Annotated in this window: 5 protein-coding genes; all 5 read left to right on the top strand. The window is 65.2% G+C overall.

Going from position 1 to position 14,562, the window contains the following annotated elements; genetic code table 11:
- Window positions 1-12 precede the first annotated feature (12 nt).
- The 5 genes from Q0082_RS14210 (at window position 13) to Q0082_RS14190 (ending at window position 14,562) form a co-directional block, all read left to right on the top strand.
- A complete protein-coding gene (locus Q0082_RS14210; protein ID WP_298193784.1) occupies window positions 13-2,226 on the top strand; it encodes a TonB-dependent receptor in 2,214 nt (737 codons plus the stop codon).
- Between the two features lie 11 nt (window positions 2,227-2,237).
- Window positions 2,238-3,872, top strand: coding sequence for an AMP-binding protein (locus Q0082_RS14205; RefSeq protein WP_298193781.1), 1,635 nt, complete (start codon window positions 2,238-2,240; stop codon window positions 3,870-3,872).
- A gap of 455 nt (window positions 3,873-4,327) precedes the next feature.
- Complete coding sequence (locus Q0082_RS14200; protein WP_298193779.1) at window positions 4,328-9,814, top strand: AMP-binding protein; 5,487 nt, start codon at window positions 4,328-4,330, stop codon at window positions 9,812-9,814.
- A 120-nt stretch (window positions 9,815-9,934) separates the two neighbouring features.
- On the top strand, window positions 9,935-13,633 hold the full coding sequence (locus tag Q0082_RS14195; RefSeq protein ID WP_298193776.1) for an SDR family oxidoreductase: 3,699 nt from the start codon (window positions 9,935-9,937) through the stop codon (window positions 13,631-13,633).
- Window positions 13,630-14,562, top strand: coding sequence for an acetyl-CoA carboxylase carboxyltransferase subunit alpha (locus tag Q0082_RS14190; RefSeq protein ID WP_298193774.1), 933 nt, complete (start codon window positions 13,630-13,632; stop codon window positions 14,560-14,562). The genes Q0082_RS14195 and Q0082_RS14190 overlap by 4 nt, the downstream gene beginning before the upstream one ends.

Raw genomic sequence — 14,562 nt, 5'->3', positions numbered from 1 at the left:
GAGGGAATGATCATGAGGACCGTCTTTCTTGCCAGCGCCGCGCTGGCTGCCCCATTGGCGCTGATGGTGGCGGCGCAGCCCGCCCTTGCCCAACAGGCCGCGCAGGCTGGCACCGCAACCGACGTCCAGGACGCCGGCGAGATCGTCGTGACCGCCGCCAAGCGCTCGGAAAACCTGCAGTCCGTGCCGATCTCGATCTCGGCGATCGGCGGCGATACCCTCTCCAAGTCGCGCATCACCAGCGTCGACAGCCTCGTCAACAAGGTCGCCAACCTTCAGCTCACCTCGACCGTGGGCGACAACACGCCGATCTTCGCGCTGCGCGGCGTCTCGATGTCAGACTTCAGCCTCAACCAGTCGAGCCCGGTCGCAACGTATTACGACGAAGTTTACAAGGGCAACTTCGCGTTCCTGGGCATCGCGCTCTACGATATCGAGCGGGTCGAGGTGCTGCGCGGGCCGCAGGGCACGCTGTACGGCAAGAACACCACCGGCGGCGCGGTCAATCTGATCAGCCGCGATGCCAAGCTTGGCGAAACGAGCGGCTACGTCAACTTCGGCTATGGCAACTACAACCGTGTCGATGTGAACGGCGCGGTCAACGTTCCGCTGGGCGACAAGGCGGCGCTGCGCGTGGCGGCGACGTACGCCAACGCCGATGGCTGGTTCAAGAACGTCGTGAAGGGCAATCCCGATCTTGCCAGCACCAACGAATGGGCGGTCCGCGGCACGCTGAAGTGGGAGCCGACCGATGGCGTGAAGCTCACCCTGCGCGCCTCGCACAGCCGCCAGAGCCCGCAGAACTACGGCATCTATGCCCAGCCCGAAGCGGTCAACCGGCCCGGCCTGTCGCAGTGGCAGATCGCCTCCAACGTCCCGCAGAAGCGCCGCGCGCAGACCACCTCGGTGGCGCTGACGGCAAACATCGACGTGAGCGACACTCTCGCGATCACGAGCATCACCAGTTACGACAAGGGCTATCTGTTCTTTAAGGAAGATACCGATGGCATCGCCGCCCGCGTGCTCGAGGTGCCTTACTTCGATCAGGCCAGCCAGTTCGCGCAGGACCTGCGCCTGACGAGCAACACCGGCGGGCCGTTCGATTTCATCATCGGGGCCTATTTCAACCGCGAGAAGGTCTACAACCAGAGCACGCTCGAAGTCCTGCTCGATACCGATTTCGACGGCGATGGCCAGGTCACCTCGGCGGACTGCGCAGCTGGCCTCCCGGTCGCCTGCCGCGTCCGCAACCAGTTCGACCAGATCAAGAAGAGCTACGCGCTCTATTCGGACCTCAAGTACAAGCTCACCGACGCGCTCACCCTGCGCGGCGGCCTGCGCTATACCCACGATGACGGCGAGCAGACCGGCTTCCGCTCGGACGCGCTCGGCATCGACAAGCGCTTCATCGCCAATCTCATCCCGCTGTCGAACCTCGGGTTCAAGCAGGACAACGTCTCGGGCAAGATCGGGCTCGATTACAAGCTCGCCAGCGGCGATCTGCTCTATGCCAGCGTGAGCCGCGGCTACCGCGCACCCAGCTTCAACGCGCAGGCCTTCTTCAGCCCGGCCGAGCTCGGCGTGGCTAAGGCCGAACAGGTCACCGCGTTCGAAGCCGGCGCCAAGATGCAGTTTTGGGACCGCCGCATTACGCTCAACACGGCAGCGTTCTACTACAACTACAAGAACCAGCAGTTCATCAACGTCAACCCGGCGGATGCTTCGCAGCAGCTGCTCAACATTCCCAAGTCCCGCCTCTATGGCGCCGAGGCCGAGCTGACGGTGCGCGCCACCGACAGCTTCACCTTCCACGGCGGTCTCGGCCTGCTTTCGACCCGGATCCAGGACGGCATCGTCAGCGGCGTGAATGTCGCCGGCAACCGTCTGTCGAATGCCCCGTCGCTGACCTTCAACGCCAGCTTCGACTGGACGGTGGTCGAGGGCGGTTTCGGCGCGATCTCGTTCCACCCGGAAGTGGCCTACCAGTCGAGCCAGTTCTTCGAGAACATCAACATCCCGCGCCTGCGCCAGCAGTCCTATGCGCTGTTCGGCGGCCATCTTGACTGGAACAGCACTGATGGGCGCTACAGCCTCTCGGCCTGGGCCCGCAATCTGGGCAACAAGTTCTACTTTACCTCGCGGATCGATCTCACCGGCTTCGGGCTCGATTACAACCACGTCGGCAATCCGCGGATGTACGGCGTGACGGCGGGCGTAAAGTTCTGAGGACGTAAGGCGTGAACGGTTTGTCCTATGCCAAGGGGCCGACCGACCGGCCTCTCCTCGAGACCACCATCGGCACGGCGCTGCGCGAGGCGGCGACGCGCTGGGCCGATGGACTGGCGCTCGTCTCGCGCCATCAGGACCTGCACTTCACCTGGGCCGAGCTCGATGCGGCGGTAGATCGGATCGCGACCGGTCTGCTGCGCCTCGGCGTGGCAGCGGGCGACCGCGTCGGCATCTGGGCGCCCAATTGCGCGGAATGGACGCTGATCCAGTTTGCCACCGCGCGGATCGGCGCCGTGCTCGTGACGATCAACCCGGCCTACCGGGCAAGCGAGGTCGAATATGCACTGAACAAGGTCGGCTGCAGCGTGCTCGTCACCGCCGCGCGCTTCAAGAGCAGTGATTATCTCGCCATGCTGCGCGAGATCGGCCCGGCGCGGCTACCGCAGCTTCGCGCCATCGTCGCCATCGGCGCTGAGGTGCATGAAGGCTTCCTCCCGTGGTCCGCGCTCGATGTTCCGGCGGATGCGGAAGCGCTCGCCGCCGCGGCCGCACCGCTCCTGCCGGATGACGCGATCAACATCCAGTTCACCAGCGGTACGACCGGTTTTCCCAAGGGCGCCACACTCACCCACCGCAACATCCTCAACAACGGCTACTTCACCGCGCAGACGATCGCCCTGACTGAGGCCGACCGCATCTGCATTCCCGTGCCGCTCTACCACTGCTTCGGCATGGTGCTGGGCAATCTCGCCGCACTCACCAGCGGCGCGGCCATGGTCTATCCCGGTGAAGCCTTCGATCCCGCCGCCGTGCTTGAGGCTGTCGCCGCCGAAGGCTGCACAGCGCTCTATGGCGTGCCGACGATGTTCATTGCCGTACTCGGCCAGCCCGCACTCGAAACCACCGATGTCTCGACCTTGCGGACCGGCATCATGGCCGGGTCCCCCTGCCCCGTCACCGTGATGCGCGAGGTCATCGGGCGGCTCAACATGCGCGAAGTCACCATCGGCTACGGCATGACCGAGACGAGCCCGCTCACCACCCAGACCGCACGTGATGATCCTCTGGAAGAGCGCGTCGGCACTGTCGGGCGCGTACACCCGCATGCCGAAGCGAAGATCGTCGGGCCGGACGGACAGACGCTGCCGATCGGCGAGCAGGGCGAATACTGCTCGCGCGGCTATGCCGTGATGCTCGGCTACTGGGACGATCCGGCCAAGACCGCCGAGGCGATCGACGCCGATGGCTGGATGCATTCGGGCGATCTCGCGACGATGGATGCAGCGGGCTATGTGCGCATCACAGGCCGTATCAAGGACATGATCATTCGCGGCGGCGAGAACATCTACCCGCGCGAGATCGAGGAGTTCCTGCTGACCCATGCAGACATTGCCGATGCGCAGGTCTTCGGGGTCAGCGACGAGAAGTACGGTGAGGAAGTTTGCGCCTGGGTGATAGCCCGCGCAGGTGCCGCTCTCGCGCCGGACGGCATCCTCGCGCACTGCCGGGGCCGGATCGCGCACTACAAGGTCCCGCGCTACGTCCGTGTGGTCGAAAGTTTTGCGATGACGGTTACCGGGAAGGCGCAGAAGTTCGAAATGCGGCGGATGATGGAGGCCGAGCTCGGGATCGAAACACGCTGATCGCGGCTGAAAAGTGCGTCTATGCTGCAACAGACGGCGTAATTCGCTCAGCTCGTCGCACATGCCCCAAGGGGCATTTTTACCGGGCGGAAACGAACCGGACCCTTCGATTTCGGTGCGTGGATGGGTGCCCATGCCGCGCCGGAGCACGACAATGCAAAGTTACATTCCGGACAAAATAGCGTCACTTATCCTGTGGATAACAGCTGCGACAGGGCTTGCTCGGACATGCCTGAACATAACCCATATGGTTATAACATAACCTGAAGCGCGAACCAGTCTGCCTGAAACCTCCATTTCGGGCATGGTGCGAAAAACAAACGATATTTCCCATTTTGCCCGTTTTTTCGCAGTTTCTTGCGGGTTCCAGCCCCTAAGGGTGATGATATTGCCAAGTCTTCGAGGATGAGGCTCCCTCTCTTTCGGCATATCAAAAAGGGAGAGGCGATTCGGCTATGACCGAGGCCCAGATCATCGAGAGGGCCCCGCAGGCCGAAATCAATCCAGTGCGTACCCGCGCGGATTGGGAAGCCATGCGCGCTGCCGCGCTCGCCGATCCCGGCGCGTTTCACGGCGATATCGCCGCCCGGCGCATTCACTGGTTCGTCGCCAATTGCGGGCCAGATGGCGCGTGGCTTACGAAGAGCGAGAGCGGCACATGGACCGGATGGGATGCCGGTAGCGGCGCCCCCGTCACGCCCGAACTCCCCGCTACATTCGTTCCCTGGACCAAGGCGTTCGACGATAGCACGCCGCCGCATTGGCGCTGGTTCACCGGCGCGCGCACGAATGCCGCCTTCAACGAGATCGACCGCCATGTCCTTTCGGGACACGGCGCCGAAGCCGCGCTGATCTTTGAAGGCGACCGCTGGGACATGGCCGCGGATGGCGGGCGCGGCGCCCCGGTCGATACTTTCACCGTCAGCCGCAAACGCTTGCTGCTTGAAGTCGCCAAGTGCGCCGTTGCCCTGGAAGGGCTCGGCCTCAAGGCGGGCGACCGCATCGCGCTCAACATGCCGAGCATCGTGCCGCAGATCTTCTGGACCGAAGCAGCCAAGCGGCTGGGCATCGTCTACACCGCCGTGTTCGGCGGCTTCAGCGACAAGACCCTGTCAGACCGAATTGCGGACGCCGGGGCGCGCGTGATCGTCACCTCGGACGGCAGCTACCGCAATGCGCAGGTTGCCGCGTTCAAGACCGCCTACACCGATCCCGCGCTGGACAACTACGTGCCTGTTTCGACCGCGCTTGCGGTCCTTGCTGCCACCGACCTTGGCCTCGATGCGGCGGATGCTGCCGTCATCACCGACACGGTCGCCGAAACGCTGGCGGGCGAAGTCACCGTTGAACGCTCGGACGTGATGCGCGGCGTGGGCCGGGCGCTGATCAAGCTCGGCGAAACCGGCCGAATTGGCGCCAGCGATGCCGCGCGCGTGCGCCTCGCGATCGCCTCCAGCCTCGTCACTCTGCCGCCGCGCGTCGATACCGTGATCGTCGTGCGCCACACCGCACAGCCCGACATCGTCTGGCGCACCGAGCGTGACCGCTGGAGCCACGAGCTCACCGACGCGGCGCTCGAGAAGATCCTCGAGAAAGCAGGCGTTACCAGCGAAGACGCGCTGATGGCGCTCCCGGATGCCGATTTCGTCCGCGCGATCTGGGCCTCCTCGAAGCCGCTCCCGGTCGATTCCGAATACCCGCTGTTCTTCATCTACACCTCGGGCTCGACCGGAAAGCCCAAGGGCATCGTCCACGTCCATGGCGGCTACACCGCAGGCATCGCGGAATCGATGCGCGTTGCCTTCGATGCGCGCCCGGGCGACACGATGTTCGTCGTCGCCGATCCGGGCTGGATCACCGGCCAAAGCTACCAGATCTCCGCCTCACTCCTGTCGCGGGTCACCACGGTCGTCTCCGAAGGCTCGCCTGTATTCCCGCACGCGGGCCGCTTCGCCTCGATGATCGAGCGCCACAAGATCACGATCTTCAAGGCCGGCGTCACCTTCCTCAAGTCGATCATGTCCGATCCGTCGAACCTCGCGGACGTGCAGCGCTACGACATGAGCCACCTGCGCGTGGCAACCTTCTGCGCCGAGCCGACCAGCCCCTCCGTGCAGGCCTTCGGAATGGAGCACGTGACCCGCCAGTACATCAACAGCTACTGGGCCACCGAACACGGCGGCATCGCCTGGACGCATTTCTACGGCAACGCGGATTACCCGCTAAAGCCCGACGCCCACGCCTTCCCGCTGCCGTGGATCGTCGGCGACGTGTGGGTCGAGGATGAGAACGCCGCCCCCGGCACGTCCCCGTTCACCCGTGCCGGCAGCGAAGGCGTCAGCTGGCGCCGCGCCGAACCGGGCGAAAAGGGCGAAATCGTCATCGCCGCGCCTTACCCTTATCTCGCCCGCACGATCTGGGGCGATGTCGAGAACTTCCACGTCAAGGATGGCTCCGTCCAGGGCAACTGGAAGGGCGATGCTGGCCGCTGGGAGAACGGTTACTGGGGCCGCTGGCAGGGCGCCTGGGCCTATACCCAGGGCGATTTCGCCATTGCCCATCCCGATGGCTCGTTCTCGTTCCACGGCCGCTCGGATGACGTCATCAACGTCTCGGGCCACCGCATGGGCACCGAGGAAATCGAAGGCGCGGTCCTGCGCGACAAGGCGCTCGATCCCAATTCGCCGGTCGGCAATGTTCTCGTCGTCGGCGCGCCGCACCGCGAGAAGGGGCTGACCCCACTTGCCTTCGTCGTCCCCGTTGCAGGCCGCAAGCTGACCGAGGAAGACCGCCAGCGTCTGTTCAATCTCGTCCGCACCGAAAAGGGCGCGGTCGCGGTGCCGGCCGATTTCATCGAGGTCAGCCAGTTCCCCGAAACCCGCTCGGGCAAATACATGCGCCGCATGGTCCGCGCGCTGGTCGAGGGCGGCGAGCTGGGCGATGTCACCACCTTGCGCAACCCCGAAAGCCTGACCGAGCTCAAGACCGCGATCGACGCCTGGCAGCGCCAGCAGCGCCTTTCCGAAGAGCAATCGCTATTCGAGCGCTATCGCTACTTCCTGATCCAGTACAACGCCGTAGCCCCCGGCAAGCGTGTCGCCACGGTCACCGTCACCAATCCGCCGGTCAATGCGCTCAACGAACGCGCAATCGACGAACTGGTGATCGTGGTCGAGCATCTCAGCCGCAAGGACGATGTCGTCGCAGTCGTGTTCACCGGCGAAGGCACGAGTTCGTTCGTCGCGGGCGCGGATATCCGGCAGATGCTGGAGGAAATCCACAGCCACGACGAAGCGCTGGTCCTGCCCAACAACGCGCAGCTCGCCTTCCGCAAGATCGAACAGATGGGCAAGCCCTGCATCGCGGCGGTGCAAGGTGTGGCGCTGGGCGGCGGCATGGAGTTTGCGCTAGCCTGCCATTTCTGCATCGCAGAGCCGACCGCGCGCTTCGGGCAGCCCGAAATCCGCCTGCGCCTGCTGCCCGGGTATGGCGGCACGCAGCGGCTGCCGCGCCTGCTTTGCGATAGGGCTGATATCAATGATGGTTTGATTGATGCTCTCGAACTTATCCTGGGCGGGCGATCGATCAGCGCCGACGAAGCGGGCGAGATCGGATTGGTCGATTGCGTTGCTGGCGGGACTTTGGACGCCTTGAGCGTCGCCCATTGGTTCATCCGCGGCTACGTGCAAGAAGGCGAGTCCAGTGTGCTTGGGGAAGCCTTTGCCAAGCGCAAAGAGGCCATAGAAAGATGGGAACAACCATCACCAGTCAGCCTTGATAAGGCGCTGAGCGAAGGAACCCATGTTCAGCGCATCCTCCGCCAGCTTGAATGGGCAGGACGCGGCAAGGCAGGAGAACGCGCGCTCGACGCCGTTCGGACCGGCCTTGAACAAGGCATGTCGGCAGGACTGGCGCGTGAGGCACAGCTATTCGCCGAGGCGATCATCGATCCCGAAGGCGGCAAGACCGGCATCCGCCAGTTCATGGACAAAGTCAGCCCCCCGCTCCCCGTCCGCCGCGACGGCGTGTGGATCGACAGCGAGCACGAGACCCGCGCCGCGCATCTCGAAGCAAGCGGCGATCTGCTCCCGGTCGGCGCACCGTTCTATCCCGGCGTCACCGCGATCCCCGAATGGCAATATGCCTTCGGCATCGCGCGCGATCCCGATACCGGCGCACCGCGCTTCGGCCCACCCGCGACGCATGAGCGCGAGCTGATCGTGAAAGTGCCAGAGCCCGCGCCCAACGAAGCGCTGCTCTACATGCTGACCAGCGAGGTCAACTTTAACGACATCTGGGCGCTGACCGGCATTCCCGTTTCTCCCTTCGATAGCCACGAAGAGGACGTCCAGATCACCGGATCGGGCGGCATCGCACTCGTCGCCGCGCTCGGCAGCGAGACCCGCGCCGAGGGCCGCGTCAAGGTCGGCGATCTCGTCACCGTTTATTCGGGCACCAACGATCTGCTCTCGCCCGCTGTCGGCAACGATCCGATGTTCGCGGACTTCTCGATCCAGGGCTACGAGACCGAAACGGGCAGCCACGCACAGTTCCTGACGGTGCAGGCACCGCAAATGCACAAGGTCCCGCCGAACCTCACGCTGGAGCAGGCTGGCAGCTATGTGCTGAACCTGGGCACGATCTCGCGCTGCCTGTTCACCACGCTGCAGATCGCGCCGGGCCGCACGCTGTTCGTTGAAGGCGCCGCCACCGGCACCGGGCTTGATGCGCTGCGCTCCTCGGTGCGCACCGGTCTTCAGGTCAGCGGTCTCGTCTCGAGCCCGGACCGTGCCGCCTTCATCACCGGCCAGCAGGGAGCCGTCGGCGCGATCAACCGCAAGGACCCGCGCTTCGCCGATCTCTACACCACGGTGCCGGAAGACGCCTCCGAGGCTCGCGCGTGGGAAGCCGCTGGCGCCCCGCTCGTCGAAGAATACAAGGCGCTCAACGGCGGCAAGCTGGCGGATTACGTCGTCAGCCATGCAGGCGAGACGGCCTTCCCGCGCAGCTTCCAGCTCCTTGCCGAAAACGGCACGCTCGCTTTCTACGGCGCGTCTTCGGGCTATCACTTCAGCTTCATGGGCAAGCCCGGCAAGGCGAGCCCCGAAGAGATGTTGCGCCGCGCTGCCCTGCGCGGCGGCGAGGCGGTGCTGATCTACTACGGCCCCGGCTCCGACGCGCTGCTCGATGATATGGGCCTCGAAATCATCGAGGCCGCCCGCCGCTTCAACGCACGCAGCGTTGTCGCCACCACGACCGACGGCCAGCGCGAGTTCCTCGGCTCATTGGGCCTCGAAGACGCGATCGAAGGCATCGTCAGCCTCGAGAGCATCCGGCGGCGCGAGGGGGGCAACTTCCTCTGGCCCGATACGATGCCGCGCCTGCCGGATGCCAAGGCCGATATCGAAGTCTTCAAGGCCGCAGTGCGCGACTATCAGGACCGCGTGATGAAGCCGTTCGGCTCGGCCATCGGCAAGATCCTGCGCTCGGCAGACAACCCGCGCGGCGCGCCCGATCTGGTGTTCGAGCGGACCGGGCAGGACACGCTCGGCGTTTCGACCTCGCTGGTGAAGCCCTTCACCGGCCGCGTCGTCTTCGCCGAAGACCTGACCGGCAGCCGGTTCACCTTCTACGCGCCGCAGGTCTGGACCCGCCAGCGCAAGATCCTCATGCCCACTGCCTCGATCCTCGGCACGCACTTGTGCAACGCCTTCGAAGTTGCGCGCATGAACGACATGATCGCGGCGGGCCTCCTCGAAGTGACCGAACCCGAAGTCGTCAGCTGGGACGGTCTCCCCGAAGCCCACCAGTCGATGTGGGACAACCGCCACTCCGGCGCGACCTATGTCGTCAACCACGCCCTTCCCGCCATGGGCCTGCGCAGCCGCGATGCGCTGCTCGAAGCCTGGGCGGTCACACAGGCGGAGGGCGCGGATGCATAACAGGCCCCACCGATCGACCGCGCCGCATTAGCGCGGCACCCACCTCCCAGCTGCCCTCCCCAGGCCAGATTCCACCTCAATCCAGCGCTGCACGTCGCGCGCATTTTTCAGGAGAGTGACATGGCCAAGGCAAAGACCATCGATCCCGCACCGCAAGCCACGACCACGGCTACTGGCCGTCTCGCCGGCAAGATCGCCCTCGTGACCGGCGCCGCCGGCAATCTCGGCGGCTACATCGTGCGCCACTACCTCGCCGAGGGCGCCACCGTCGTCATGACCGGCCGCACCGAGGCCCGCCTCGAAGCCGCAGCGGAAGCGATGCGCGCGGCAAGCGGCGTCGATGCGACGCGCCTTGCCACGGTCATTCTCGATGGCGGCAATCCGCAATCGGTGCGCGATGCCGTCGCCGATGTCGTCCGCCGCTTTGGCCGCATCGACATTCTCGTCAACAACGCTGGTTCCGCCGGCCCGAAGCAGCCGATCGAGCAACTGCCGTTCGACGAGGAGGAACTCGCTGCCTTGCAGAAGCGCGGATCGACCGACAGCGAGACTGTCCCCGCCGCCATGCGCAACATCTTCGGGGTTGCCTGGAACCTTGCCCGCACCGTCGCTGCGGCGATGCCAGAAGGCGGCTCGATCATCAACGTCTCGACGATCTTCTCGCGCACGCCCTACTATGCGCGTGCGGCCTATGTCGTCCCCAAGGCAGCGATGAACGCGTGGTCGCGCGAGCTCTCGCTGGAACTCGGCCCCCGGGGCATCCGCGTCAATCTCGTCTTCCCCGGCCCCATCGAGAGCGAGCGGATCCGCACCGTCTTCGCGGCGATGGATACGATGCGCGGCGATGAGCAGGGCACCACGGCGAACACGTTCTTCGACATGATGTCGCTGGAGCGCAGCACCGGCGGCGCGCCCAAGGCCAAGACGTTCCCGGTGCCGGACGATATCGCGACGACCTGCGTGTTCCTCGGCAGCGACGAATCCGCTGCCTACAACGGGCACGATTTCGAAGTGACCCACGGCATGACCGTGCGCAAGGAAGAGCGCTCGACCTACCTTGCGCGCCCGACCATGCGCTCGATGGACGGCGCGGGCCTCGCGATCCTCATCGCAGCCGGTGAAGGCTGGGAAGAAGCGCTCGAGATCGCCAAGATCCAGATCAACTGCGGCACCAGCGTGCTCCTCGGCGTGCCGCGCCAGGCCGACGTTGCCATCGCACAGGCGCGCGCCAAGGCGGAAGGGATCGGGGACGCGCTCACCATCGTGCGCTTCAACCGCACCGAACCCGCCACGATCGAGGCGGCGCTCGCGGCTTACACCGAGAACAACACGCCGATCACCGGCGCGATCTTCATGCCGGTCTATGGCCTGCAGGAATTCGGCGGGCGCCTCGTCGATGCCGAGGATGACATGATCGACACCTTCATGGATGTCGAACTCGTCGGCGCGATGGCGCTTGCCCGGACACTCAGCCGCTACTGGAAGCGCCATGGCTCGCTGCTGCAGCCGCCGCGTTTCATCTTCATGTCGAACGCCAGCGACGGCAAGGACAACGTCTATGCCAACGTGCTGCGCGCCGCGATCGAGCAGCTGATCCGCATCTGGCGCGACGAGAGCGAGATCGACGTGGCCCATGGTCGCCGCCGCCAGGGCGAATGGGGCAACCAGATCGTGCGCTTCACCAATGCGGAGAGCGAGAACACCCGCTTTGCTGCCGGGCATGCCGCACGCGTACTGATCAAGGAAAGCAAGATCGCCGAAGTCACGCTCTACGTGCCGCGCAGCATTGGCGAGGCGACGGGTGCGCGCAAGGCGATGGCGGGCTTCAGCGAGAACATCACCGGCCTCCACCTCGGCAAGGTGGCGCTGATCACCGGCGGTTCTGCTGGCATCGGCGGCCAGGTTGCGCGCCTCCTCGCGCTTGCCGGTGGCAAGGTGATGATGGTCGCCCGGCGCGAGAGCGAACTCGCGGTTGCCCGCGCGCGCATCGTCAGCGAACTGGAGGACATCGGCTTTGCGGGCGTTGAACGCCGCGTGCAGACCATGGCCGGCATGGACGTGAGCAACCTCGACAGCCTAAAAGCCGCTGTCGATGCCACGATCAAGGCCTTCGGGCGGATCGACTACCTGATCAACAACGCCGGTGTTGCGGGCGCGGAAGAGATGGTCGTCGACATGAGCCTCGACGCCTGGAATTACACGCTCGACGCGAACCTCATCTCGAACTTCATCCTGATGCACCACGTGGTGCCGATCATGAAGGCGCAGGGGTCGGGCTACGTGCTCAACGTCTCGTCCTACTTCGGCGGCGAGAAGTACCTCGCGGTCGCCTATCCCAACCGCGCCGACTACGCCGTTTCCAAATCCGGCCAGCGCGCGATGGTGGAATCGATGGCCCGCTACCTGGGGCCTGAAGTGCAGTTCAACGCGATCGCCCCCGGCCCTGTTGATGGTGACCGCCTTGCCGGCACCGGCGGCAAGCCGGGCCTGTTCGAGCGGCGCGGCAAGCTGATCCTAGCCAACAAGCGGCTCAATGCGATCCACGCGGCGGCGGTGAAGTCGCTCCGGCGCGGGGTGCGGGTCGAGGCGCTGCTAAGCCGCCTTGCGCGCAACGACACCGTCCGCATGTCGCACGATACCAACAACCCCCGCGAGATCCGCGAACTGGCTCTGGCGTGCGCGCGCGAAGGTGACGGCGTGTGCACCTGGGATCGCTATCTGATGACCCCGGATATCGCGGCCAAGCTCGTGGCGCGCCTGCGCGGCGCGGGCTACTTCCTCGACAGCCCGGAATGGAGCGAGCGGCCCGCCACGCCCGAAGCCGACCGCGACTGGCTGCTCAAGACCCCGCCCGAAGACCAGCCCTTCCTCCCCGGCGACAAGATCGCGGTCGAAGCCAAGAAGGTCGGCACGGGCGTGCTCTCGCAGCTGTTCCTTGGCAAGATGCCGACCGAGACCGATGTGGCGCAGGCGACGGTATTCTTCCTCGCCGACCGCGCCGTCTCGGGCGAGACGTTCATGCCATCGGGCGGCCTCAGCGTCGAACGCTCGACCACCGAGCGCGAACTGTTCGGAAGCCCCAAGCAGGAACGGCTCGACCAGATGCGCGGCCGCACTGTGTGGATGATCGGTGAGCACCTCACCGACTACCTCGCAGAGACCGCGCGCCAGTTCATCGCTGATTGCCACGTCGCGCGCGTGGTGATGATGACAGGCACCGAAGGCGCCTTCACCGCGCTGAAGGACCAGCTCGACGATATCGAGAACCCGCCGCTTGAGTACGTCGGGCTGGAAGGCGGTGTCGAGGCCGCAATGGACGAGGCGATCCGCCGCTGGGGCCATCCCACCACGATCGTTTCGACCCCGATGCAGCCCTTGCCGAACCGGCTCTTCGCCACCGATGCGCTGCTGACGCCCGAGGAATTCCGCGCACTGGTTGGTGACAATCTGACCAATCACTTCCGCGTTGCCCGCAAGGCCTCGCTCTATGATGATTGCCAGCTTGTCCTCGTCTCGCCCGATGTGCCGATGGGTGACAAGAGCCCGGCCTTCGCGCTTGCCAACTTCATCAAGACGACCCTGCACTCGTTCACCGCTACGCTCGCGGTGGAGAACGAGCGCCTCGTCCACGGCGCGCCAGTCAACCAGATCAACCTCACCCGCCGAGTCCGCTCGGAAGAGCCGCGCGACCTCGACGAACATCTGGAAGAAGTGAAGCGTTTTGCCCGCGCCGTGCTGCTTGTCGGCACCCCCCTCCCGGATGCCGAGGATTCGCGCTATCGTGCGCGCATCTATCGCGGGATGTCGATGACGGTTTGATGGAATACCTTGCGTTCGAAAAGCCGATCGAAGCTCTCGCGAAGCGCGCTGCAGCGCTTCGCGAGAGTGGCAGCGGGGAAGCTGAAGCCCTGATGCTCGACGAGCGGGCGCATCGCCAGCTCGCCGATCTTTATGCGCGCCTCACGCCCTGGCAGCGCACGCAAGTGGCGCGGCATCCGTCGCGACCACACTTTGTCCACTATATTCAGGGCCTCTTCGAGGAATTCCAGCCGCTGGGCGGCGACCGCCTGTACGGCAACGATCAAGCGATCATCGGCGGCTTCGCGCGGCTTGGCGGGCGGGCAGTCATGGTCATCGGCCATGCCAAAGGCGAGGACACCACCACGCGCCTGCGCCACAATTTCGGCATGGCGCGGCCCGAAGGCTATCGCAAGGCGATCCGCCTGATGGACATTGCCGATCGCTTCGGCCTGCCGGTGATCACGTTGGTCGACACGCCCGGTGCTTTCCCCGGCGTTGATGCCGAGGCGCGCGGACAGGCTGAGGCCATCGCGCGCAGCACCGAGAAGTGCCTCGAGATCGGCGTGCCGCTCATCGCAGTGATCGTCGGCGAAGGCGGCTCGGGCGGTGCCGTCGCGCTCGCCAGCGCCAACCGCGTACTCATGCTCGAACACTCGGTCTATTCAGTCATCTCACCCGAAGGTTGCGCCTCGATCCTGTGGCGCGGCAACGACCGCGCGCCGGATGCCGCCGAAGCGATGAAGATGACAGCGCCCGATCTCATGCAACTCGGCGTGATCCACCGCGTGATCTACGAACCCGTCGGCGGCGCGCATCGCAACCACGCCGAGACGATCAAGCGCCTCGGCACCGCGCTGCGGGCGGAATTGCAGGACCTTGCGTCGATGACCGCGGATGAATTGCGCACGGACCGCTGGTCGTTCTTCATGAAGCTCGGCTCGATCTGA

The organism is Novosphingobium sp., from assembly GCF_027489515.1.
Taxonomy (GTDB): Bacteria; Pseudomonadota; Alphaproteobacteria; order Sphingomonadales; family Sphingomonadaceae; genus Novosphingobium.
This window is presented reverse-complemented; position numbering and strand designations above follow the sequence as displayed.